The sequence below is a fragment of the Bermanella marisrubri genome (genome assembly GCF_012295615.1).
Taxonomy (GTDB): Bacteria; Pseudomonadota; Gammaproteobacteria; order Pseudomonadales; family Oceanobacteraceae; genus Bermanella; species Bermanella marisrubri.
On record NZ_CP051183.1, the window covers coordinates 1,353,724 to 1,376,631 of the forward strand.

Sequence of the window (22,908 nt, forward strand, 5' to 3'; positions counted from 1 at the left end):
GATTAGGATGCCAATATGAAAGATGCACAGCCAAAAGCCATATATCTTAAAGACTATGAGGCGCCTAAATTTACCGTCTTGCATACAGCCTTGACGTTCTTGATTGAGGAGGAGGCAACGGAAGTCCACTCTTTGCTTTCAATTCAAGGGGAAGCAGCAGGTGAATTAAAACTTAACGGTCAAGCGTTAGAATTGGTATCGGTAGAGTTAGATGGTGGAGCGTTGAGTGAAGGCTCTGACTTTAGTGTTGATGATGATTTTTTAGTTATTCATCAAATTCCTGCCCATTGTAAAGTCGCCATCAAGACAAGAATAAAGCCACAAGAAAATACCGCACTAGAGGGCCTATATAAGTCCGCGGGCATGTACTGTACGCAATGTGAAGCAGAGGGTTTCCGTCGAATTACGTATTTTTTAGATCGCCCCGACGTTATGAGTATTTATGACGTTACCATCATTGCAGATAAATCAAAGTATCCGGTACTTTTATCTAACGGTAACCTAGTTGAAAGCAAAGAATTAGAAGGTGGCAAACACTTAGCTCACTGGCACGATCCGCACAAAAAACCCTGTTATTTATTTGCATTGGTCGCAGGGGATTTACGCCATATCGAAGATCGATTTACCACCATGAGTGGAACCGACGTGACGTTGCGAATTTATGTCGAACCTCAGAATATTGACAAGTGTGATTTTGCAATGGATGCCCTCAAGCGTTCAATGAAATGGGATGAAGAGCGCTATGGTCGAGAATACGATCTTGATATTTTTAATATCGTGGCGGTGGACGACTTTAATATGGGGGCGATGGAAAATAAAAGCCTTAACATTTTTAACTCGTCATGTGTGTTGGCTAACTCTGCCACCGCGACAGATAACGCGTACAGTCGAATTGAAGCGATTGTAGCTCATGAATATTTTCATAACTGGAGTGGTAATCGGGTTACCTGTCGAGATTGGTTTCAGCTAAGTCTAAAAGAAGGTTTTACTGTATTTAGAGATTCACAATTTTCATCTGATATGAGTTCTCCTGTGGTAAAACGTATTGATGATGTGAATTTATTACGTACGGCCCAATTTGCTGAGGACGCTGGTCCTATGGCGCATCCAATTCGTCCTGCGTCGTTTATCGAGATATCAAATTTCTATACTTTGACGATCTATGAAAAAGGCGCTGAAGTTGTGCGAATGATTCACAACTTATTAGGCGAAGACAAGTTCCGTGAAGGCTCTGATTTATATTTTCAACGTCATGACGGACAAGCGGTTACAACAGAAGAATTTGTTAAGGCAATGGAAGATGCTAGCGGCATTGACCTAACGCAATTTCGCAACTGGTACCATCAAGCAGGTACTCCGGAGCTGAGTGTAACGGATCAGTTTGATGAAACCACCGGCGATTATAAATTATTCATTAAGCAAACCTGTCGACCAACGCCTGAATCGGATAAGAAAGAACCATTCCATATTCCTATGGCGCTAGGTTTGTTAGATGAAGAAGGTAACGACGCTCAAATTACGTTGAAGAGCGATGGCAAGTTTAATCAAAAGACACAGGTTTTGAGTATTACTGAACCTGAGCAAGAGTTTATTTTCTCAGGTTTTTCCGCCAAACCGACGCCGTCTTTGTTGAGAGACTTTAGTGCCCCAGTAAAACTGCATTATCCGTATACCCGTGAGCAACTGTTATTCCTCCTTGCTCATGATAGCGATGGTTTTAATCGTTGGGATGCAGGTCAAACATTGGCTACCGACATCGTTCTTGAGCTAAGCGAGCAGGTTCAAGCTGGTGAACCGTTAGAAGTTGACGACCGTTTGATAGAGACGTTTGAAAAGCTTCTGAAGGAAGACTCATCAGATAAAGCAATGCTTTGTAAAATGTTGTCGCTCCCCAGTTTGGCGTTCTTGATTGAGCAAAGTGTGCCCGCCAATGTACATGCTATTTACACGGCTCGCACATTTGTTCGTCAGACTTTAGCGAATCAGCTTCATGAAGCTTTCTTATCTTGCTATCAGCAAAATCATGATGATGAGCCATACAACTACAGTGCAGAGGGTACCGGTAAGCGCAGCTTGAAGAGCTTATGCTTGCATTATTTACTAGAGAGCGATCAGGGCGATTATTCGCAACTGGCTATAAGCCAATATCAGAACTCGGATAATCTTACGGATCAACATGCTGCACTATCGGCCTTGGCGAATAGTCGTTTTCAGGTTCAGGCAAAAGCCTGTCTTGATGAGTTTTACGAAAAATGGCAACACGAACCCTTGGTCGTAAACTTGTGGTTAAGTATGTTGGCGGGCAGTGATCGCATCGATGGCGTTGAAGGTGTTGAAGAATTAATTGCTCATCCAGCGTTTGATATCAAAAATCCAAACAAAGTACGCTCGGTAATCGGTGTATTTGCCGGACAAAATTTACGTCATTTCCATACACAGACTGGTGCAGGGTATGAGTGGCTTGCTGATAAGATAATACTGTTGGATCGATTAAATCCTCAAATTGCCGCTCGACTAGTGGGGCCGCTTACTAAGTGGCAGCGTATTGTAGGTGAAGGCGGTCAAAAAATGCGCAATACTTTGGCCCGTATTGAGTCTACCGAGAACTTGTCGAAAGATGTCTATGAGGTTGTCAGTAAAAGTCTTGTAGAATCATAAAAATTCATTCCCAGTGGCGTATTCGGTTGTATGCCTCTGGGAATTTTAATATGCTACAGCCATAACAAAAATAATAGGTCGGGAGTGGTACGCCTGTTTCACTCTCATTAGCAACAGTCAAAGCTCGACTTTGACTGGAGGTATAATAAAAAATGAATAAAACCGGTCTAATCGTAACGACCTTGTGCTTGGCATTAAGTGCAACGTCCAGCAGCTTTGCCGCTGTCTCAAAGAAAGAGGCGGACAAGCTAAGAACTACATTAACACCTGTCGGAGCTGAACGAGCCGGCAACGCTGATGGTTCGATACCTCCTTGGCGTGGTGGCATTCAGTTTCCACCTGCAGACTATCGACAAGCAGGCCAGCATCACCCTGATCCTTTTCCAGAAGATGAGCCGCTTTTCGTTGTTACAGCAAAAAATATGGGCAAATATGAGCAGCATTTGACGGAAGGTCAAAAAGGCCTATTAAAGACCTATCCTAATACGTTTAAGATTCCTGTTTATGAAACCCGACGCACTGGTGCCATGCCACAGTGGATTTACAACAATATCTATAAAAATGCGTTAAAGGCAGAATTAGTTGAGGGCGGCAATGGTATAAAAGACGCTGTCGGTGGCATTCCTTTTCCTATTCCGCAAAATGGTTTAGAAGTTATATGGAATCACAATACCCGCTGGCGTGGCCAATATGCGGTACGTCGCGCATCTGAAGTAGCAGTACAACCAGACGGTGACTACAGTCTGATCACTACCCAAGCAGAGATTGATTACAACTACTATCGCCGAGGCATTACTCCAGACCAACTTGATAATGTTTTAATTTATTACCTCTCTTTCACGAAATCTCCTGCACGCTTGGCTGGTGGTGCGGTGTTGGCTCATGAAACCATGAATCAAGTGAAAGAACCTCGACAAGCATGGGGTTATAACGCTGGTCAGCGTCGTGTTCGCAAAGCACCAAACCTTGCTTACGATACGCCGGTAGCCGCTGCGGACGGTCTGCGTACTATCGACGAAACAGATTTATACAATGGCTCTCCCGACCGCTACAACTGGAAGCTGAAGGGCAAACAAGAAGTATTCATTCCATATAATAACTATCGTTTAGGTTCTTCTGATATCACGTACGATAACTTGCTTATGCCGGGACATATTAATCCGGAATACACTCGCTATGAGAAACATCGTGTATGGGTGCTCGAAGCTACTTTGAAACCAGGTCAGCGCCATATTTATCACAAGCGTGTATTCTATATTGATGAAGATAGCTGGGGTGCTGCCGTTATTGACCAATATGATGAGCGTGGTGAACTTTGGCGCGTCAGCATGGCCTATTTAAAAACCTACTACGAATTGCCAGCGGTTTGGACAGATATGGATGTGTTCCATGATTTGCAGTCTAGACGCTATCACATTCAAGGTATGGATAATGAAGAGCCTACAACCATTGACTTCTCTCAGGCGTCACCGGGCGATCGCTATTTCACTCCTCAGGAATTGCGTCGCCGCGGTCGTTAGGCTGTATATAACAATAATAATGGGCAATCTGTACAAGATTGCCTAACCTAAATTCACAATTTTTAAATTTTGGAGAACGAGCATGCGATCACTGTATGCAGTGCCCGCTAATAGTCTTATATACGTGCGCCGAGTATTGGCGTCGATAATGCTGTTATGTTTTGCCAGTGTCAGTTTAACGGCCACGGCTGAGTGGAAAGACCCCCTTAATACACCAGCGATGGATACGCTTTTAGCCCATAACTCACTCTTACTCGATATTCATCTTGCAGGTGAACGTCTTGTTGCTGTGGGTGAACGTGGACACATTATTTATAGCGATGACAATGGCTACACGTGGAAGCAGGCTCAAGTGCCGGTGATCACTACTCTTACAGCCGTTTACTTTGTCGACAATAATACAGGCTGGGCAGTAGGTCATGATGCTGTCGTATTACACAGTAACGATGCCGGTCAAACATGGTCCAAGCAGTTTGATGGTTTTGTCGCGAACCAAAAAGTGTATGAGCAAGCCAAGGAAACCAAAGAAGCGCTTCAAGATGAACTAAACAAAGCAAACGTTATGGGTAATATGGAACGCATCGAAGACGTTGAGGAACGCTTGGAACGTGCCACCTGGGCTATGGAAGATGCATTGTATGACTTAGAGTCAGAATCAACAAAACCGTTGCTGGACGTTTGGTTTAAAAATCAAAATGAAGGCTTCATTATCGGCGCGTACGGTATGGTTTTTAAAACACAAGATGGTGGTAAAACGTGGCGCGACTGGTCAACGAATATGGAAAACCCAAATCGATTCCACTATAACGCCATTGTGTCAGTAGATGATAATCGACTTATGATTGCTGGCGAAGCTGGCATGTTGCTGCGTTCAGAGAATGGTGGGCAAACTTTCGAGCAAACTTTTAGTCCGTACGATGGTTCGTTCTTTGGCATCATTAATTTAAAAAGCCAAAACGTGCAGCTAGCTTTTGGTTTGCGAGGCAATTTAGCGAGAACCGATACGTTTGGATCGCGCTGGAAACTCATGAACACAGGCACAGAACAAAGCTTAATTGGTGGCACGGATCGAATGGGGCGTGTGGCCTATGTCGTGGGTAACGGTGGTTCGTTCACGAAAGGCATTGATTTAGGTCGTAAGTGGGAAAGCTACATCCGCGAGGGTCGCCATGGTGCAGCGTCAATCGTGGAGGCGCCCGCAGGACACTTTGTTATTGTCGGAGACAATGGTGTTGAGTTGCTTGAGAAAACAGGCGAGCGCATCGATGCAACCATCACCAGTGTAGAAGGCTAGGGGAATACAATGTCAGTTAAAGATTTACCAAATACCGAGCCAGAGCATTACATTACAACACCGAAAGCTGAGCCATGGTTAGAACGCTTAGTATTCGGAAACCGTGGTGTATTTTTACTGGTGCTTTTATTGCTTACAGCATTTTTGGGCTTCAACGCTTCGAAAGTGGGTCTGGACTCTCGTTCCGAGAAATACATTCCGTTAGAGCATGAATACATAAAAAATCACTTGCGTCATGCTAATGATTTGAGCAGTGGTTTGAACAACGTCAAGGTAGTGGTTGAAGCCAAGCAAGGTGATATTTTCAATGCCGAGTACATGGAAACCCTTCGCCAAATCAATGACGAGATTTTCTTCATTAATGGATCTAATCGCTCCAAACTAAAATCTTTATGGACGCCAAATGTGCGCTGGACCGAAGTAACTGAGCAAGGTTTCCAGGGAGGCCCAGTGATTCCTGCCACTTATAATGGTAGTGACGAGAGTATCGAGCAATTACGTGAAAACATTTTAAAATCAGGACAGGTTGGTCGTTTAGTTGCGAATAACTTCCAATCAACCATGATTGATGTGCCTTTATACGAAACCGATCCTGAAACAGGTGAGCCACTGGATCCGAAAAAATTGTCGGAAGCGTTAGAAGAAAAGGTGCGCGATAAATACGCTAGTGACAAAATTGCTATTCATATTATCGGTTTCCCTAAGAAAATGGCTGACCTAATGGAAGGTGCATACAATGTTGCCTTGTTCTTCTTGGGTGCAATTGCTATTACGGCTGTATTGCTATTTGTCTATAGTCGCTGTTTGCGCGGTACCTTGATTCCGGTCGTTTGTTCTTTCATTGCGGTTATCTGGCAGTTAGGTCTACTGAATCTTATTGGGTTTGGAATTGACCCTTACTCTATGTTGGTACCCTTCTTAGTGTTCGCCATCGGTATCAGTCACGGTGTGCAAATTATAAATGGTATCGCCATCGAAGCGGGTAAAGGTGCAGGCAAAGAAATGTCAGCACGTTTAGCCTTCCGGGGTTTATATGTACCTGGCATGTTGGCATTACTGTCTGATGCGATTGGCTTTTTAACACTGCTGTTCATTCAGATTACGGTTATTCGCGAACTAGCCATTGCTGCGTCAATCGGTGTTGCCGTGATTATCGTGACCAACTTAATTCTATTACCACTTTTGATGTCTTATGTAGGTATCAGTCGTAGTGGTGTGAATCATGCCGAAAAAGTTGAGAAATCAGAGCCTGTACTTTGGAAAATCATTGCTAAGTTCACTCAGTCGACCGTTGCAGTGCCGGCGATCTTAGTGGCGATTGCATTAGCTGTTGTGGGCGTGATTGGTAGCCAAGACCTTAAGATTGGCGATCTAGACAAAGGCGCCCCAGAGCTTCGTCAGGATTCTCGTTACAATCAAGATAATGCCTACGTAGTAGATAATTACTCAACGAGTTCTGATGTGTTAGTGATTATGGCTGAAACGCCTCGTGAGCAATGTGCAAGTTTTGAAGCCTTGGATGCAATGGACCGATTAATGTGGACCATGGAAAACGTCAAAGGCGTACAGTCGACTGTATCCCTAGTATCTGTCAGTAAGCTTGTGACCAAGGGCATGAACGAGGGTAACCCGAACTGGTCTGCATTATCTCGGAACCAAAATATTTTGAACTCAAGTATTCAGCGTGCACCTAGCGGTATGCTTAACACCGATTGCTCTATGGTTCCGGTTTTAATATTTTTGAATGATCACAAGGCAGAAACGCTAGAGCGTGCCGTGAACGCCGCTTCTGAATTTGCAGCCGAATATGAGAACAACGAAGCCGTTCAGTTTAAGTTGGCGTCAGGTAATGCCGGTGTTGAAGCCGCGACGAACCAAGTCATCGAAAAAGCACAGACACTGATGCTGATTTTCGTTTATATCGTTGTTTCGGCGCTGTGTTTCATGACATTCCGTTCGGTGCGTGCAGTTATTTGTATCATTACGCCTTTAGCACTGACTTCTATATTGTGTCAGGCCTTAATGGCCCAGCTGGGTATCGGTGTTAAGGTGGCCACATTGCCGGTAATCGCTTTAGGCGTAGGTATCGGTGTGGACTATGGTATTTATATTTACAGTCGTCTTGAGGCTTGGCTGATCGAAGGCAAAAGCCTGCATGATGCGTACTTCCAGACGCTTAAAACCACAGGTAAAGCCGTGAGCTTCACTGGTTTGACGTTGGCCATCGGTGTGGGCACTTGGATTTGGTCGCCCATTAAGTTCCAAGCGGACATGGGCGTCTTGCTAACATTCATGTTTATTTGGAATATGATTGGTGCCTTGCTGCTATTGCCAGCACTTGCACGCTATGTGCTCAGACCAGAACGTATTATCGCTAAGCATATAGCTAAGCACGGTGACAACAAGCCGGCTGAGAATTTTTAGCCTCAAATTGTCACTTCAACGCCCAGTATGGCTTAGCTATACTGGGCGTTTTTGTATGAGCGAGAAGCCAATACAGTGTCAATCGATATTGTTTATGAGCATCAAGACTGGATTCTGGTTAATAAACCAGAGGGCGTAGATTTTCACAGTCAAAATGGCGAGGTTGGATTTCATCGACAGCTTTGTGACCAGTTAGGTTTTAACGTTTTTCCGGTGCATAGGTTAGATAAAGCGACATCTGGGTTATTGTTGTTTGCCAAAAGCCAAGATGCCTGCCGTGGGCTGGTTGAGCTATTTAGTCAACGCAAAGTTGAAAAATACTATTTGGCGATTGTTAGCAATAAGCTTAAGAAAAAACAGGGGAAAGTCTTTGGCGACATGGTAAAAAGCCGTAATGGTAGTTACAAGTTGACGCAAGAGCGCCGTAATCCAGCATTCACCCAATTTCTTAGCCAAGCGCTAAAGCCGGGTTACCGGTTGGCTTTACTGAAACCAAAAACAGGTAAAACACATCAGTTACGAGTGGCAATGAAAAGCTTGGGCTCGGCCATTGTTGGGGATCAGCGATATGGAGGTGAATCTGCAAATCGACTCTATTTGCATGCCTACGCGCTAAAGTTTGACTGGCAGGGGCGAGACTATTGCTTTCAGTATTTACCGCATTCTGGTGAAATGTTCTTTGGGCAAGAGTTTGATCAAGTTATGGAGTTGTATGCCGTACCTTGGGATCTCAAATGGCCAAGCTAATTGGATCAAAGCGGTAATGCTGCTAATCTCATATTTCTTTAAATTTTATCGTTGGAGTTTGTATGTCGTTTCCGAAAAAAGTAGCCATCGTTGCTGCTAACCGAATTCCGTTTGCTAAATCTAATACAGCTTATTTCGGTGTTAGTAATCAACAAATGTTGACGGCCGCTATTCAAGGCTTGGTTGAGAAGAACAAATTAAAGGGTGAACGTCTTGGTGAAGTGGTTGCAGGTGCAGTAATGAAGCACAGCCAAGACTTTAACCTTGTTAGAGAAAGCGTCTTGGATACAGAGCTATGCGCTTCGACACCTTGTACCGATCTACAACAAGCATGTGGTACAGGTTTGCAATCGTTTATTACCGTGGCTAACAAGATCGCTTTGGGTCAGATTGAATCTGGTATTGCTGGTGGCGTGGATACGACCAGTGATGCACCTATTGCGGTTAGTGATAAGTTTCATGCCATGCTAATGAAGCTGAATAAGGCGAAAACTACAGGCGAGCGATTAAAAATTCTTGCTTCATTTAGACCAAGTTTCTTAGCCCCCAAATTACCGCGCAACGGAGAGCCAAGAACAGGCTTAAGTATGGGGGGACATACTGAGCTAACCGCCAAACGTTGGCAAATTCCTCGTCAAGAGCAGGACAAAATGGCCTATGAGAGTCATCAAAAATTGAATGCTGCTTACGAGCGTGGCTTCATGGATGACCTGATAACGGCATTCAATGGATTGGATAAGGACAACCTACTGCGTCCAGATACAAAGGTTGAAAAACTGGCCATGTTAAAACCGGCCTTCGATAGAGAAACGGGGTCTTTAACTGCGGGGAATAGTTCAGCACTCACAGATGGTGCCTCTGCAGTTCTATTGGCTACAGAAGAATGGGCAAAGGAACGTGGTTTACCAGTGCTTGCTTATCTAACAGATTATGAAACGGCCGCCGTTGATTTTATCGGTAAAGATTCTGATTACGAAGATGACCTATTATTAGCACCGGCTTATGCGGTCCCACGAATGTTGCAGCGTAATAATTTGAGTCTTCAAGACTTCGATTTTTATGAAATTCATGAGGCGTTCGCAGCTCAAGTGCTGGCGACTTTAAAAGCTTGGAGTGAAGATGAGTTTTGTCAGCAACGCTTAGGCTTAGATAAAGCTTTAGGTGAAATTGATAAGTTAAAACTAAATGTTAATGGCAGCTCTTTAGCGACCGGTCATCCGTTTGCTGCAACAGGCGGACGCATCTTGGGTAATTTGGCAAAACTATTGAATGAAAAGGGTAGCGGTCGCGGCCTTATCAGTATCTGTGCCGCTGGTGGCCAAGGCGTGGTCGCCATTCTTGAGAAGTAGAGCGCCATCAAGCTATGCTTAACGTACAGATACCTTTTATTGAAAGGTGTCTGTACGCTTAACCCATTTTACTGTTCCAAGTCGTTAGTCTTTTGACTGCAAGATTGATCAATGTAAATAAAATCATCGCCAGCAGTGTTAATGCAATGGCGATATAACCGAATAAGTCCGGTGCTTTCATGATAATGGTCATTAGAGACTCTTGATAATAAAAAAACCATTGGTGTTCCTCTGGGAATAACCAAACATGAAAAGCGTAAAAGACCTCAACAGGACCAATCACAAGCACAAGCAATGTGCAGATACCTACCAGTCCCCCCATGGAAATGGCCTGTTGCTTTAACGTTGGTAACTTAAATTTTGTCTTCAAACTAAAGAGAAGTATTCCTATCCATATCAGGCAAGCTATGTAACCGAGCCAAGCAAATACATTGATAAGGTGCGCCACATCTTGAAGATGAACAATTTCTGGTTCGCGTAAGAGTTGATCGATTTTACGTCCATTGGGTAAGTGATACGAAAGGCTCTCTAGCCCGACGCCATCTTGGTGGACAGCTTCATTCATAGCAGCGAAAAGACGCACATGCTCGCTTTTTTCTGTAAATTGTAATCCTGATCGATAACGATTCTGTGGCCCAAACTTCTCGATATGATCGTCAATGTCTAACATTTCATAGAACGAAGGGTAGCCGAAATCGGCACTGTACATGACCACCCAGCTTAATAGGAATGCTGTTACTAATGCGCTAAAGCTATAAAGTGGATAGATAACCCATTTGGCGATTTTATTTTTTTGCATTGTAAAAGGCTGTTTAAAAGCAGAAGTTATTGTAAGTATGTATGAAGAATACATTGAGCCATGATGCTTTCAAAGCGCTTTGAGTGATGAACACTCAATTAGCTAGCGCCTGCTTATTATACCGTTATCTGGTTCACGCTAACTACCTGAAAAGCTTGTCAAATAACGGGGTCCGCGCTAGTGTGTCGCACTTATTTTGATCAGCATAGCTTAGCGATATGGAACACAAGAAATTTACAGCAAAAGGTCTAATGCGTATTTTTAACGCGACAGGGTACAGTTTTAAAGGTATTAAGCGTGCATGGACGACAGAGGCGGCGGTACGCCAAGAGTTTATGCTTGCTATTGTGATGGTACCAGTAGCCTTGTTCTTGGCTCAATCAGTGACGCAGCTAGCGATCATGATTTTTAGTTTGTTTATCGTGGTAATAACGGAGTTGCTCAATACCGCTATCGAATATGCCATCGATCGCATTGGTACAGAACGACACGAATTATCTGGTGCTGCAAAAGACATCGCCAGCGCTGCTGTGTTCTTTAGTCTACTCCAAGTTGGTATTGTTTGGGGCGTGATCATCCTGTTTAACCTAGGATGGATTCAGTTACCCTTATTCTGAGCATTCGGAATCTCATACGGATAGGTTGGCAAAACAATGATGAATAGCCAGATTTTTAAGTTCGCTCTTTTAACCGGCACCTTGTTTGCGCTTTTACAATTTGCACCTGCTTTAATGAGCGATGCGGCAGATCCTTCATATTGGGTTTTAATTGCTGGGTATTTGGTTAGTTTTTTTGCTTTCTATTTTTACGATGCTTTATTGAAATCACAGCAAGACGAATATGAAGATGACCCTCATCTTGCACATATTGAAGCGTTATATAAGCAAGCTATGATCGTTGTGAAAAACGCGAACAAAACCAACAGCGTATTTCAACGGCAGTTATCTTATGTACAGCATCTGATCGAGAAGTGCCGTCATTTGCAGCCAGGGGATGACTTTGCTCGACTTCAGGAAGAACTTACCCATGAGCTTGCGGTATTAGAAAAGCATGTGGAGCATATCATGGTAGAAATGCAAAAGAATGTTCGACTTGGGGAAAAACTACAGCAAACCATTGCCAATCTCGACCCTGAGATTGGCGTTCTAGACTAATTAGCCCTCACTGGGTTAGCTAGAGCTGTTTTGGCTTAGTAGTTTTTGTAGGTCTGATTGATTTGTTGCTGCTCGTGTAACGTCGTAAACGATTAAACAAATATGATCAGTGCTGCCGTCTAAGTTGCTTAGGGGAATGATGGTGGCATTTTGAAACATATAATCCGCCCTACCTGTTATGGGATGATTGTTTTCAAATCGGAATAGGTAGGGACGTTGTTCGTGAATTACGAACGCTCGCGTTTTTAAAAGAAATACTGCCTCTGCTTTTTTCTTAAACCAAGCCTCATCGATTTCTGAAAATAACGAGAAAAGATTTTGATTTTTTGTTTGGTCTGGTCTTAGACCACTGTGGTTTTCCATAAAGCTATTCCATAGCTTTATGTTGTATTCGCGATCCAATACAACCAAGCCTACATCAATGGTTTGTAAGATATCCATCAACCAGTGGAATTCTGCCATTTCAAATTGATCAGACATTAGTCATCTTCCAATAAAAAGCTAATTAATCGTTGTAAGTGACGCACACTATCTTCTGTAAACAGCAACAGCAGGTCGCAATTGATTTGATGTCCTTCAATGGTGTAGTTAATTTCAATGGCCATAGTACGACGCCAGCGTGTCTGCTGTTGATTAATTAGATCGGAAATATTGCAATGTTGACCTAAAACTACGGGGTGACTTTGGCTAAAATCAATATCCAGTTGTCCACCAATCCCTTGAATACAAGCGCCGTTTAACACATTGGCCACGTCCATTAGCATTTCTAATTCTTCGTGTGCAGTTTGATTCCCGGGGTAATCTAGCAATGTTGAAATATCAGAAAAGCTAGCATCATTAAATATTAATAAGGCTTCACCAGATACACCAGAGCCAACAAATCCTTGGCACACCGCGCTGACGCTATCGGCTTGCTCTAGAGATTTGAGCGTCATGGCAAATTCGTTAACCTCAATTACATTAACATTGGGTATGGGGAGAACGACGTAAACATTTAACAATCTCGCTAGTCGATCTGCTGCTTGCCCCATGGCTACATTTGTTATTTCTTGAATACAATCCCTTTCGTCCTCAGTCAGTTCGATAGGATCAGGCATGTTCACCTCCTATCAAGCCGTAATCTCGTAAAACGGTGGCTACCTTTTCCTTGTCGACGGGTTTTTTAATAAAGTCGATGGCGCCCATCTTTTTTACTCTCTCTCTGGCTTCTGGTTGAATGTCACCAGAGACGACGATCACCATAATGGGTAAATCGTTTTTATGGATTACTTCTAGGGTTTGATAGCCGTCCATGACGGGCATAGTCAGATCTAAAAACATGAGTTCAAATTGACCCGATTTGACTAGTTCAATGGCTTCTTCACCATTTTTAGCAAAGCTAACTTCTGTTTGCCAGTTGTCGGGCAGGGCGCGGGACATTTGCTTCCGCGCCATATTTGAGTCGTCGCAGATAATCAGTTTGGTCGTCATAAGGCCTACTGCAAATAAACAAGAATCTCTCTTTAGTTAAGGATTCAATTGCAGGCTTGGCAAGTCAGAATTGATTGGATTCGATTCTAAGTAACTGATGTTTTATGGCGTTGCCCCAGCGGTACTGTCCTGTTCCGCCTCGCTTAGGAAGGATACGATGGCAGGGGACGCGGATAGCAACCGGGTTGCGCGCAATTGCACTAGCGATAGCTCTCACGGCGGTAGGGCGCTGACAGGTCGCGGCAAAGTGGGAGTAGCTTGAGGTATCTGAGCGAGACAGTTTACATAGACGTTGCCAAACCATTAGTTGGAAATCTGTACCAATAAGATGAAGCGGCTTATCTTGAGTTATAACTTGATTTCGAAGTGAGACATCAAGCGAATTGAAGCGCTGATATTCGTTTAACGCTTCATCAGGCTGCGCATGGAATCCTTGGTAGCACAAGCCGAAGTCGCTATATAAGGCGACAAGCGTTCCGAGCTCGTGTTGATGGCAACAATAATCGAGACCCGAAGGAATTGGAGCATCGCTGATGTACTCACCAGCGCCATTGACGACTATGGATTTCATCGTACTCAGAATAGTTAAGACTGAGTGATCAGTTTGCCTGTCTTTTCTGATTCACACAATTGCTCAAGGCTCTCTACTTCTTGCTGGACTAACTCTTGGCACTGTTTCATTAAGTTTTCAGCATCGTCGAGCGTTAAACCTTTTGTTGATATGGGTGGTAATGCTTTTATGTATGCTGTACCCGATTTACAGGCATTTAGATTCAGCTCTTTTAAATACGGGCTGCAGCATACAGGAACGATAGGAACCCCCGCATTAATGGCCGTTACAAACGCGCCTTTTTTGAACGTTTTTACGTTGTGGCCCTTATTACGCGTGCCTTCTGGGAAGATCCAAATAGCGGTATTTTTCTCGGTTAACGCCTTTTCCGTGATATCCAGCGCTTCCATGGCTTTTTGGCGATTCCCGCGATCAATTAGGACATTGCCTGCGAGCCAATATAGTTGACCGAATAGCGGAACCCATTTCAGGCTTTTTTTTCCTAGGCTTACGGTACGCTTGGGGACGACAGATCCTAATACAAGTAGGTCCCAGTTGCTCTGATGGTTGGCGATATATAAACATGGTTGGTGTTGTTCCATGTGCTCTCTGCCGATGACTTTGGTTTTCATGCCCATGACAAAAAGGCCAACCACCGAGTAAAGGCGGGCACAGATGCGACTATTATCTGGATTAAAGGGTCTAAGGAGGCCGACTAAAAGACCTAAAATAGAAGCAATAAGAAAGTGCAGGATCAGGAAAGGGAATCGGATATATTTCATGTAAGGGTCTCGCTTTGAACGGACGCCAGCATACATTTGTTCACTCAAAAGTGCCACAAAATCGGCCAATCAATTGTAAGTATTTGTAACAAAGGGAAAATTATTTGATTTACAGCAACTAAAGCGTCGTTGAATACGCTTTAGTTGCATCAGGAGGGTTAGGACTCTTGTGAGGCGAGATACTCTTGTGACGGATCGACAATGACTCGACCATTCATTGCCTGACGTCCTAAAAGCATCATGTACGTCATGCTTGAGCGATCACTGAGGCTAATATAAATGGGCCAACGTTGGTTGTTCAACTCGAAAATCGTTTCGATTAAGTGGCGTTTTTGCTTTTCCCCGCTAGAGCTCTTTACAAAACGAGTATCGATCACTTTGGCTTCTCGTCTTGCCACCACATCCACATTGTATATATCTGGGTGGATATCGAAACGGACCCAGAGGTCACCATTTTTGTTAAATTCTTCAATATTGTCGACATGTAACGAGGACGTAGCAGCCCCAGTGTCTACTCGCAAATGTAAGCCATTAATTTCAAAGTCTGGTAAGGATGCCACCTCTAAGGCGCCGACCAGCATTTTGTCATCACTCATACAGTGTCCTTACTCGGCAAACTCTTTTTATTTTTTGGTTCGATAATGATCGCTTTTTGAAAAACCAAACTATTTGGATAACTTAATATGTTGTTATCATCCATCCGAATCAAAACATGGAATAAGGTGATTTCGATAATTTCGCCACTTAGCCAGTCTTTATCCTCGTTAATGCGTACCCGGTTGCCAACGCGATAGGGAAAGAAAAAGAAGATCATGATACTCGCGGTGATATTGCTCAAAATGGACCACTGCGCGAAAAGGGCTATGCCCACGACTGCAAATATAGATGAGAAAATCAGCCCAAATTTGTCGTAATTAAAACCAAAGATCACACTAGCGGTTAAAATTCCCACAACAAGTATCGTGAGTTGCAGAGTCTTTTGTACGTAAAACACACGATCACGGCTGACTTTTTTACGATGTCCTACTCGGCTTATCATTCGTGTTAGTTGATTATTAAGGATTAGCACAAACAATATAAAGCTAATGCCCAATACAATCTTCATCATGACGGCGGGGAGTCCTCCGGTAATAAATCTTCTTGAAAAATCTCTAGGTTTTCCACAACCTCGTCGGGTTGCTGAAAATACGCAACGTGGTACATAGCTTCTCCTTCTTGCACCAACGGAATATTTTGCTTACCGATAATGATACCATTGCCGTGGCTTTTTACTTCCCCCAATAACTCGCCATAGGGATTACGAATTTCTGCCAGTACATCGCCTTTGTTCACAAATTCCCCAAGCTGCCTAGAATGAGCAACGAGACCACTTTCGCTGGCTCGGACCCAACCACTTTGTTTGGCGATGTAAGGTTCTACATCGCGGATTGGCCGGCTTCGTTTGGGGAGCATTTTCAAATAACGCATAACGCCAAGTGTGCCTTTTACACCAGCACGAATAGCAAGCTCATCAAAGCGCAATGCCTCTCCTGCTTCATACAGTAAGATTTTAGTGCCTAAATCTGAAGCGCATTGTCGTAAAGATCCATCCCTTAAATTTGCATTTAATAGCACGGGTAGCGCAAATGCTTTTGCTAGTGCTAGCGTTTCTTCATCCTCTAAGTTGGCGCGTATTTGTGGCAAATTACTGCGGTGGATCGCACCCGTATGGAAGTCGATACCATAATCTGCCTTAGCGACAATTTCATTCAGGAACGTATAGGCCATGCGTGCCGCAAGCGACCCTTTTTTTGATCCCGGAAAGGATCGATTCAAATCACGCCTATCAGGTAAGTATCGGCTTTGATTGAGCACACCATAGACATTCACCATAGGTACAGCAATGAGCGTGCCGCGTAACTTTTTCAAGCTTTTACTATTGATAATGCGATTTATAATTTCTATTCCATTTAACTCATCGCCATGAATCGCAGCGCTCAAAAACAACGTTGGCCCACTTCGTTTACCCCGTTGTACATAAACAGGAATGCTGATTGTGGTGTCTGTGTAAAGGGATACCATAGGAATCTCGATGCGCCTTGATTCCCCTGGCTGGACCTTAAAACCTGCGATTTCCAATGTTTCCACTAACCTTTACCTTTGGTTTTGTTTTTATTTGGTTTGGCATTCTTTTCAAGGAATTGAATGATCATTTTGGCCACATCTTTGCCAGTCGCCTTTTCAATCCCCTCAAGTCCCGGAGAGCTATTCACTTCCATGACTACGGGGCCGTTATTGGAGCGAAGAATGTCGACGCCACACATATTCAGTCCCATTGCTTTCGCGGCTGCTACAGCGGTTTTGCGTTCAGTTGGTGTTATCTTGATTAACTCAGCACTGCCGCCTCGGTGTAAATTAGAGCGGAAGTCACCCTCTGCACCACGACGCATCATCGAGGCAACGACCTTATCACCTACAACAAAGCAGCGGATATCGGTGCCACCTGCCTCTTTGATGAACTCTTGTACTAAGATGTTCGCTTTTAGCCCCATAAAGGCTTCAATGATACTCTCTGCCGCTTTTTTTGTTTCCGCTAGTACAACGCCAATTCCTTGTGTTCCTTCAAGTAACTTGATGACCACAGGGGCGCCACCAACGTTCTTAATCAAATCGTCAATTTTGTCTGGTTTACTGGCGAACCCTGTACGCGGTAGACCAATACCTTTACGGGACATGATTTGCAGTGAACGTAATTTGTCTCGCGAACGACTAATTGCTACCGATTCGTTGATGCAGAAGGTTCCCATCATTTCAAATTGACGGACAACAGAAGTACCGTAAAACGAAATGGAAGCGCCAATGCGCGGAATAACCGCATCGTAGTAGGGCAATTCCCGACCTTGATAGCGAACGGCTGGTTTAGCACTCGTAATATCCATATAGCAATGCAATGTGTCGATTACATCTACTTCATGTCCTAACGCTTCGGCGGCTTCTTTCAGGCGACGTGTAGAGTAAAGTTCGGGTCCGCGTGATAAAATTGCAATGCGCATGATCATGTCCTTAAAGTTGAGAAAGTCGCCTAATTGGCTTGCCGTTCATATGGCAAGGGGGCGCAGTGTATTGACCTCTTGGTGCGTGTAAAACGATAAATTTTTATCGTCACGGAAAGAATCTCGTCATCAAAAAGCAGCGGAAATAGCAAAGCATCTATTGTTCATCTTTGTGTTGATTGTTGGCTGGTTGCAACTGCTCTACGAGCGCCTGCAAATCATCCAGTTTTTGATGTAAACGAATGATTTCTAAGTCGGTTTTTAAGCTTACTTGATAGTTCGCCGTAATTTCCAGGCGGTCTTTTGCGACTTGCCGGTTTTGCGACATCATAATAATGGGTGCTTGCAAGGCAGCTAGAGTCGACAGAGCAAGGTTCAAAAGAATAAACGGGTATGGATCGAATGCTTTTTCTGCTAAAACCCAATAGCTATTAACACCCATCCAGATCGCCATGATGCCAACAAATATAAGGATAAATGTCCAAGAGCCACCGAAACTAGCGACTTTATCTGCAAGCTTCTGCCCTATGCTCAATTGTTCATGGAAGACCACATTTATGTTTTCCGCCACAGGTTCTTGGTTACCAATACTCTCGATGACTTTTTTGTCTAAATCATTAAGCTCATTATATTTCACACCGAGTAGTGCCTTCGCTAGATTCTCGAAGTATTTTTTCATCGCTAGTGACGCCATCATGTCAGGACTTATGTAACAGCATAAGCCCTGTTTTATTAAAGGGTCAAGCGGTGAGCGGACTAAGGCGTGGGTTGTAAGCTAGGAGCAACCTGAGAATCGTATTGTCGGAATAAGTTGATGACTTCCTCAATCAGTGTTTGTTGAGAGTTCTCTTTGTGGTAGCTGGCAAACACATCACGGTGCATTTCAGGGGCGTTTTCAACAAGATGCAATATGCCTTTATCGATATAAGCTTGGCATAGTGTCAGCGGTAAGTAAGCGGCGCCACCTGCTTGAAGCATATAATCCAAGGCAACGCGAGCAAGATTAGTGTGTAGGCTCGGTATCGGTAAGGTTGCACACTGTTTCGCATGCTGAATATTAAATAGTGTGCCCCAATCCATCATGATGTAATCCATCCCTTTTATTGAAGCAAAGTCTTGGTTGGCGTCAGTGGAAACAAGCGCTAACGGTAGCTGGAACAGTTGTGTGGTATGCAACTCATCGACTTTTGGAGCATCGAATACCAAAGCAAGATCCAAAGTACGTTCCAAGAGTTGTCGAACGACCACATTGTGGCTCAGGACTTCGGCACGCACAGCCATATCGGGTTTGTGGCTTTTTAGGTCAAACAACCGGTTTTGCAGTGTTAAATCCCAAATGTTAGGGCTGCCTCCCAAAGCGATTTGTTGTCGCTGATTTTCGGAGATAGCGACTTCTTGATAAGCGCGCTGCCAAGCAGTCAACACAGCTTGTGCATGGGGTAGTAGACGCTCACCGGCTGGCGTCAGCTTGAGGTTATTGCGTAGGCGTGTAAATACAGGCACGCCAATCCGACTCTCAAGCTGGCGTATACGAGAGCTAACAGCAGCTTGCGTTAAGTACAGGTTTTCAGCAGCACGCCCAAAATGTCGAGTTTGGCAGACTTCAACGAAGGTTTTTAGTAGATCCGTGTCCAAATTGACTCTCTATCTTTTATTCTGACGAAAAATATTTTTTGTTTTACCGCCTTATAGAGCCTACCGATAATGCCGTCAACCCATACGGGGTGGAAAGTTCATGAAATCGTCATCTTCGTGTTCGATTCTCTCGTATCGAAAGCGTCCGCTTACATTGGGCGCTTGGGCCAGAAAGAGTGATTAACTTTGTTCATGAGGCATGCAAATTATGGCATCACTAGTCGCAAATAAGCGTTTTTTTGATGACACGCACTTTCCCTATGGTTTTCGCCGCTCAGGGGATTTCACCCTTAAACAGGCAGAGCTATTAGAAGCCTGTGGTCATAAAATGCTGGCGTTAGAACAGGGCCATCATCAGCCAGAGAGTGATGATGAGCAACACTTTATCCGAGTCTGTCGCGGGGAATGCCCGGCACAAACCTTGGAGGAAAAGACTTGGGTGGTCTATCGCGAAGCATTGATTCGCAAGGGACGCGTGCTCAATCTATTCACCAGTTACCATGCTGATGTGGAAGAAGAAGAGTATGAGTCCGATGATGATTAATAAAGGCGCCATTTGACGCACGTTACTGGCCGATAGGCCCAGCTTATCTATACTCAATAGCGAGAAACTCGCTTTTAGGATAGATGGGTACATGGCGTCATACTTGTTCAAGCTAGTTGTAGGTTTGGTGTTTATTCCGCTACTGCTAGCTTGTACCTCCTATAAAGATCCTATCAAGGTTGGCAATAACATTTGGCCAGGCTTTGCCCTTTACTATTTGGCGCAAAGCAAAGGCCTTATAAATACAGAACACGTTCGACTTGTGGAGTATCAAAACGCTACCTACGTGAGTGAGGCACTTATTAGCGGAGATCTGGATGCTGCCATGCTGACGCTAGATGAAGTGCTTCGCCTGCAAGAATTGGGTATTAATCTCACTATTATTCAAGTAATTGATGTATCGCGAGGCGCTGATGTCGTAATGTCTCGGATTCCCTTAACTGAATTGAACGATTTTTCAGGGAAAACCATTGCAGTAGAGCGTTCAGCTGTTGGCGCTTTGGTAATGGCAGCGTTTCAGGATTTTTTCGATATCCCCGATAATGCCCTAAAAATCATCGATAGCACCGTTGAAAGAAGTGTTCAAGCATATGAACAAGGCGCTGACTTTATTGTTACGAACGCGCCTTTTAGTCAATATGTTGCAAAAAATGGTGCTTATCAAGTCTTCGATACCAGCATGCGACCAAATTTGGTAGTGGACGTGTTGGTTGTAAAAGACGAAGTTCTCGCAGAAACTAATGAAGATGTTTTTGTTGAATTAGTAAATGGCTTTTTTCAAGCGTATGAACTACTAAAATCGCAGCCCGACGTCGCATTACCTTACTTAACGAAGCGTTTACGATTGACAGATCAAGAGGTTTTGGCCTGCTACGAAGGCTTAGATGTGGCGAACCTGCCCCAGAATAGGGGAATGCTGAGTGGTAGCAAGGCGGGTCTTCATTACATATTAAAAGAAGTGCATTCAATTTTATTGAGTGCTTCTTATCTCGAGCGAGAACTACCGATAAATAGATTGTTTACGGACGAATTTTTGCCACAGAGGCTTTAAGCCATGGCAAATACTCCTCCAAGAAATAAAATCCGTTTACTTTATGGCATTCCAACGGTCATTTTATTCTTGTTGCTAACCTCATCTGCAGTGATCCATTTAGTATTGAGCGAGCAAACCTATGAAGACCAGGTAAGACTGGCCATCCATGATAGCAAGCAACTAATGCTATTGATGAAACGTTCCACCGAAGCATTTGTTCGTCAGGATATTTCTGAAGATTTAGAGCATCTTCTTTCTTCCATCAATGATCATGAGCATTTAGAGTACTTTCGATACATTACGGGTGATGGAAAAATTCGATATAGCTCTATTTTTTATGAGATCAACGAAACATTGAGTAATAGTGAAATGTCCATATTGTCAGACATTGACCTAACCACTATGAAACGATATGACACTGAGGAATTTTTCGTCATCTACATGCCAGTTCGCGATATAAGAAAAGAACGATTTACAAAAGTTGGTATGTTGATAGGACGCTTTGATACGCATCACGTACAGCGTATAGTAGAAAAGAAAATGATCCATAGCTTTATTAATAGTGTCATGGTGATTTTCGTTATTACGTTCATTTTATTTGCTGTGCTTTATTTTACTTTAGATCGACCGATCAGAAGTATCAAAAGGTCAATCAAGCATCTTGCGCGAAAACAATATGATGTCGATATTCAAGATAGTATCTGGAGTGAATTCGCTGATCTAGCCTATCATGGAAACAAGGCGAGGGACTTATTAAAGCAAGCGGATGCTTATGAAAAGCAACAACAAAAATATAAAGATCAATTTGTCGCCAGTGTCAGTCATGAACTACGAACTCCACTAAATGGGATTCTAGGTTTGACTAATTTGTTAGTTAAACAAAACCCTAACTCAAAAAAATCAAAGACGATCCAAAAGATCCATTTATCAGCGCAGATGCTTCTAGATGTAGTAAATGAAATCCTAGACTACTCAAAAATCCAATCGGGGAAATTTAATATTGAGTTAATCCCAGTCGATATTCAAACTGATTTCAATCACGTATTCTCAGTACTGACCCATTTGGCTCACAACAAAGATATCGATTTCCATATTTTTATCGATCCGAATATTCGTACACGCGTATTAAGCGATCCTCTTCGCCTTCAGCAGGTGATTAATAATCTTTGTTCTAATGCTATCAAGTTCACAAATCAAGGAAAGGTAGTGGCGAGTATTGATATCGAAGATGAATCAGTAGATAGCTTAACTCTACATTTTAAATTTATGGATACGGGGATAGGCATTAGTGATGATGCACTCCCACATTTATTTGAAGCATTTAAGCAAAGCGATGATTCTGTCACGCGACAATATGGTGGAACGGGATTAGGTTTGTTCATCAGCCAGCAAATTGTTAAAGCCTTAGGTGGTCACATAGAGGTAGAATCGCGCTTGGGTGGGGGGAGTACGTTTGAGTTTACCCTTACTATGAAAAAAACGGGTAGCGATACGCAGGAAGTCATCTCCGAAAGTAGTTTGGATTTAGGCTATTTAGCTAAAAAACGCTTGTTGATAGTCGATGACAACTTGATTAATTTAGAGGTCGCATCGACCCTTTTGTCGGATTACTTTAATTCTATTGATACTGTAGAGAGTGGTCAGGATGCGATACATGCTGCCATGACTGTACCTTATGATCTCATTTTAATGGATATACAGATGCCTGGAATGTCAGGTATTGAAGCTATGAAACAAATACGTGATCTCGAAGGCTATCAGAATACTTGTATTCTCGCTTTGACAGCCAATGTCATGAAAAAAGATGTACAGAATTATATGGAAGAAGGTTTTGATGATGTTCAATCAAAGCCATTTAAAGTAGAAGATCTAGTAGAGAAAATACAAAGGTGTTTACTTAAAGAGAAGTAAACACCT

The 22,908-nt window shown here is 43.4% G+C and carries 23 protein-coding genes; 11 read left to right on the forward strand and 12 right to left on the reverse strand.

Going from position 1 to position 22,908, the window contains the following annotated elements:
- Positions 1-15: 15 nt before the first annotated feature.
- The 6 genes from pepN (at position 16) to HF888_RS06300 (ending at position 9,992) form a co-directional block, all read left to right on the forward strand.
- On the forward strand, positions 16-2,658 hold the full coding sequence (gene pepN, locus HF888_RS06275; RefSeq protein WP_007016421.1) for an aminopeptidase N: 2,643 nt from the start codon (positions 16-18) through the stop codon (positions 2,656-2,658).
- 152 nt (positions 2,659-2,810) lie between these two features.
- Positions 2,811-4,178 (forward strand): DUF1329 domain-containing protein, encoded by a 1,368-nt coding sequence (locus tag HF888_RS06280; RefSeq protein WP_007016422.1) that lies wholly within the window; start codon positions 2,811-2,813, stop codon positions 4,176-4,178.
- An 82-nt stretch (positions 4,179-4,260) separates the two neighbouring features.
- On the forward strand, positions 4,261-5,472 hold the full coding sequence (locus HF888_RS06285) for a WD40/YVTN/BNR-like repeat-containing protein (RefSeq protein ID WP_083771854.1): 1,212 nt from the start codon (positions 4,261-4,263) through the stop codon (positions 5,470-5,472).
- Positions 5,473-5,481: 9 nt separating this feature from the next.
- Entirely contained in the window at positions 5,482-7,896 is a 2,415-nt protein-coding gene (locus HF888_RS06290; RefSeq protein ID WP_007016424.1) for an efflux RND transporter permease subunit, read from the forward strand.
- 75 nt (positions 7,897-7,971) lie between these two features.
- Positions 7,972-8,643 (forward strand): TIGR01621 family pseudouridine synthase, encoded by a 672-nt coding sequence (locus HF888_RS06295; RefSeq protein ID WP_007016425.1) that lies wholly within the window; start codon positions 7,972-7,974, stop codon positions 8,641-8,643.
- Between the two features lie 62 nt (positions 8,644-8,705).
- Complete coding sequence (locus HF888_RS06300; protein ID WP_007016426.1) at positions 8,706-9,992, forward strand: acetyl-CoA C-acetyltransferase; 1,287 nt, start codon at positions 8,706-8,708, stop codon at positions 9,990-9,992.
- A gap of 58 nt (positions 9,993-10,050) precedes the next feature.
- Here the strand turns inward: HF888_RS06300 and HF888_RS06305 are convergent, their stop codons facing one another.
- A complete protein-coding gene (locus tag HF888_RS06305) occupies positions 10,051-10,791 on the reverse strand; it encodes a lipoprotein intramolecular transacylase Lit (protein ID WP_007016427.1) in 741 nt (246 codons plus the stop codon).
- A gap of 218 nt (positions 10,792-11,009) precedes the next feature.
- On the opposite strand from HF888_RS06305, the gene HF888_RS06310 reads away from it, so the two are divergent.
- Positions 11,010-11,408: a diacylglycerol kinase gene (locus tag HF888_RS06310; RefSeq protein ID WP_007016428.1), complete on the forward strand. Its 399-nt coding sequence runs from the start codon at positions 11,010-11,012 to the stop codon at positions 11,406-11,408.
- Between the two features lie 36 nt (positions 11,409-11,444).
- Positions 11,445-11,945 carry a hypothetical protein gene (locus tag HF888_RS06315; RefSeq protein ID WP_007016429.1) on the forward strand — a complete coding sequence of 167 codons (501 nt, stop codon included), beginning with the start codon at positions 11,445-11,447 and terminating at the stop codon, positions 11,943-11,945.
- 15 nt (positions 11,946-11,960) lie between these two features.
- Here the strand turns inward: HF888_RS06315 and HF888_RS06320 are convergent, their stop codons facing one another.
- From HF888_RS06320 to HF888_RS06370, 11 genes are all read right to left on the reverse strand, one after another.
- Complete coding sequence (locus HF888_RS06320) at positions 11,961-12,425, reverse strand: PAS domain-containing protein (RefSeq protein ID WP_007016430.1); 465 nt, start codon at positions 12,423-12,425, stop codon at positions 11,961-11,963.
- Entirely contained in the window at positions 12,425-13,042 is a 618-nt protein-coding gene (locus HF888_RS16615; protein WP_007016431.1) for a hypothetical protein, read from the reverse strand. The genes HF888_RS06320 and HF888_RS16615 overlap by 1 nt, the downstream gene beginning before the upstream one ends.
- Positions 13,035-13,415 carry a response regulator gene (locus tag HF888_RS16620; protein WP_007016432.1) on the reverse strand — a complete coding sequence of 127 codons (381 nt, stop codon included), beginning with the start codon at positions 13,413-13,415 and terminating at the stop codon, positions 13,035-13,037. The genes HF888_RS16615 and HF888_RS16620 overlap by 8 nt, the downstream gene beginning before the upstream one ends.
- Positions 13,416-13,479: 64 nt before the next feature.
- The gene (locus HF888_RS06335; RefSeq protein WP_007016433.1) at positions 13,480-13,986 is read right to left on the reverse strand and encodes a methylated-DNA--[protein]-cysteine S-methyltransferase; all 507 of its coding nucleotides are present in this window, start codon (positions 13,984-13,986) and stop codon (positions 13,480-13,482) included.
- Between the two features lie 14 nt (positions 13,987-14,000).
- A complete protein-coding gene (locus HF888_RS06340; RefSeq protein WP_040297406.1) occupies positions 14,001-14,747 on the reverse strand; it encodes a lysophospholipid acyltransferase family protein in 747 nt (248 codons plus the stop codon).
- Between the two features lie 158 nt (positions 14,748-14,905).
- Positions 14,906-15,343 (reverse strand): ATP-dependent zinc protease family protein, encoded by a 438-nt coding sequence (locus HF888_RS06345; protein WP_007016435.1) that lies wholly within the window; start codon positions 15,341-15,343, stop codon positions 14,906-14,908.
- On the reverse strand, positions 15,340-15,855 hold the full coding sequence (locus HF888_RS06350) for a mechanosensitive ion channel domain-containing protein (RefSeq protein WP_007016436.1): 516 nt from the start codon (positions 15,853-15,855) through the stop codon (positions 15,340-15,342). The genes HF888_RS06345 and HF888_RS06350 overlap by 4 nt, the downstream gene beginning before the upstream one ends.
- Positions 15,852-16,874: a succinylglutamate desuccinylase/aspartoacylase family protein gene (locus HF888_RS06355; protein WP_007016437.1), complete on the reverse strand. Its 1,023-nt coding sequence runs from the start codon at positions 16,872-16,874 to the stop codon at positions 15,852-15,854. The genes HF888_RS06350 and HF888_RS06355 overlap by 4 nt, the downstream gene beginning before the upstream one ends.
- Positions 16,874-17,779: a 30S ribosomal protein S6--L-glutamate ligase gene (rimK, locus tag HF888_RS06360; RefSeq protein ID WP_007016438.1), complete on the reverse strand. Its 906-nt coding sequence runs from the start codon at positions 17,777-17,779 to the stop codon at positions 16,874-16,876. Before rimK ends, HF888_RS06355 begins: the two co-directional genes overlap by 1 nt.
- Before the next feature lie 157 nt (positions 17,780-17,936).
- Positions 17,937-18,476 carry a DUF1003 domain-containing protein gene (locus HF888_RS06365; RefSeq protein WP_133308408.1) on the reverse strand — a complete coding sequence of 180 codons (540 nt, stop codon included), beginning with the start codon at positions 18,474-18,476 and terminating at the stop codon, positions 17,937-17,939.
- Between the two features lie 59 nt (positions 18,477-18,535).
- Positions 18,536-19,414 carry a LysR family transcriptional regulator gene (locus HF888_RS06370; protein ID WP_168367050.1) on the reverse strand — a complete coding sequence of 293 codons (879 nt, stop codon included), beginning with the start codon at positions 19,412-19,414 and terminating at the stop codon, positions 18,536-18,538.
- 208 nt (positions 19,415-19,622) lie between these two features.
- Here HF888_RS06370 and HF888_RS06375 point away from each other — a divergent pair, with 208 nt between their 5' ends.
- The 3 genes from HF888_RS06375 to HF888_RS06385 all read left to right on the forward strand — a co-directional run bounded on the left by HF888_RS06375 (position 19,623) and on the right by HF888_RS06385 (position 22,902).
- On the forward strand, positions 19,623-19,958 hold the full coding sequence (locus HF888_RS06375) for a MaoP family protein (protein WP_040297697.1): 336 nt from the start codon (positions 19,623-19,625) through the stop codon (positions 19,956-19,958).
- A 91-nt stretch (positions 19,959-20,049) separates the two neighbouring features.
- Complete coding sequence (locus tag HF888_RS06380; RefSeq protein ID WP_007017482.1) at positions 20,050-21,009, forward strand: ABC transporter substrate-binding protein; 960 nt, start codon at positions 20,050-20,052, stop codon at positions 21,007-21,009.
- Positions 21,010-21,012: 3 nt separating this feature from the next.
- On the forward strand, positions 21,013-22,902 hold the full coding sequence (locus HF888_RS06385) for a hybrid sensor histidine kinase/response regulator (protein WP_007017483.1): 1,890 nt from the start codon (positions 21,013-21,015) through the stop codon (positions 22,900-22,902).
- The last annotated feature ends 6 nt before the right edge of the window (positions 22,903-22,908 follow it).

What these genes read in the sequence shown, in the direction of transcription:
- pepN (WP_007016421.1), top strand. Translation starts at nt 16, where the DNA reads ATGAAAGATGCACAGCCAAAAGCCATATATCTTAAAGACTATGAGGCG.
- HF888_RS06280 (WP_007016422.1), top strand. Translation starts at nt 2,811, where the DNA reads ATGAATAAAACCGGTCTAATCGTAACGACCTTGTGCTTGGCATTAAGT.
- HF888_RS06285 (WP_083771854.1), top strand. Translation starts at nt 4,261, where the DNA reads ATGCGATCACTGTATGCAGTGCCCGCTAATAGTCTTATATACGTGCGC.
- HF888_RS06290 (WP_007016424.1), top strand. Translation starts at nt 5,482, where the DNA reads ATGTCAGTTAAAGATTTACCAAATACCGAGCCAGAGCATTACATTACA.
- HF888_RS06300 (WP_007016426.1), top strand. Translation starts at nt 8,706, where the DNA reads ATGTCGTTTCCGAAAAAAGTAGCCATCGTTGCTGCTAACCGAATTCCG.
- HF888_RS06305 (WP_007016427.1), bottom strand. Translation starts at nt 10,791, where the DNA reads ATGCAAAAAAATAAAATCGCCAAATGGGTTATCTATCCACTTTATAGC.
- HF888_RS06310 (WP_007016428.1), top strand. Translation starts at nt 11,010, where the DNA reads ATGGAACACAAGAAATTTACAGCAAAAGGTCTAATGCGTATTTTTAAC.
- HF888_RS06315 (WP_007016429.1), top strand. Translation starts at nt 11,445, where the DNA reads ATGATGAATAGCCAGATTTTTAAGTTCGCTCTTTTAACCGGCACCTTG.
- HF888_RS06320 (WP_007016430.1), bottom strand. Translation starts at nt 12,425, where the DNA reads ATGTCTGATCAATTTGAAATGGCAGAATTCCACTGGTTGATGGATATC.
- HF888_RS16615 (WP_007016431.1), bottom strand. Translation starts at nt 13,042, where the DNA reads ATGCCTGATCCTATCGAACTGACTGAGGACGAAAGGGATTGTATTCAA.
- HF888_RS16620 (WP_007016432.1), bottom strand. Translation starts at nt 13,415, where the DNA reads ATGACGACCAAACTGATTATCTGCGACGACTCAAATATGGCGCGGAAG.
- HF888_RS06335 (WP_007016433.1), bottom strand. Translation starts at nt 13,986, where the DNA reads ATGAAATCCATAGTCGTCAATGGCGCTGGTGAGTACATCAGCGATGCT.
- HF888_RS06340 (WP_040297406.1), bottom strand. Translation starts at nt 14,747, where the DNA reads ATGAAATATATCCGATTCCCTTTCCTGATCCTGCACTTTCTTATTGCT.
- HF888_RS06345 (WP_007016435.1), bottom strand. Translation starts at nt 15,343, where the DNA reads ATGAGTGATGACAAAATGCTGGTCGGCGCCTTAGAGGTGGCATCCTTA.
- HF888_RS06350 (WP_007016436.1), bottom strand. Translation starts at nt 15,855, where the DNA reads ATGATGAAGATTGTATTGGGCATTAGCTTTATATTGTTTGTGCTAATC.
- rimK (WP_007016438.1), bottom strand. Translation starts at nt 17,779, where the DNA reads ATGCGCATTGCAATTTTATCACGCGGACCCGAACTTTACTCTACACGT.
- HF888_RS06365 (WP_133308408.1), bottom strand. Translation starts at nt 18,476, where the DNA reads ATGATGGCGTCACTAGCGATGAAAAAATACTTCGAGAATCTAGCGAAG.
- HF888_RS06375 (WP_040297697.1), top strand. Translation starts at nt 19,623, where the DNA reads ATGGCATCACTAGTCGCAAATAAGCGTTTTTTTGATGACACGCACTTT.
- HF888_RS06380 (WP_007017482.1), top strand. Translation starts at nt 20,050, where the DNA reads ATGGCGTCATACTTGTTCAAGCTAGTTGTAGGTTTGGTGTTTATTCCG.
- HF888_RS06385 (WP_007017483.1), top strand. Translation starts at nt 21,013, where the DNA reads ATGGCAAATACTCCTCCAAGAAATAAAATCCGTTTACTTTATGGCATT.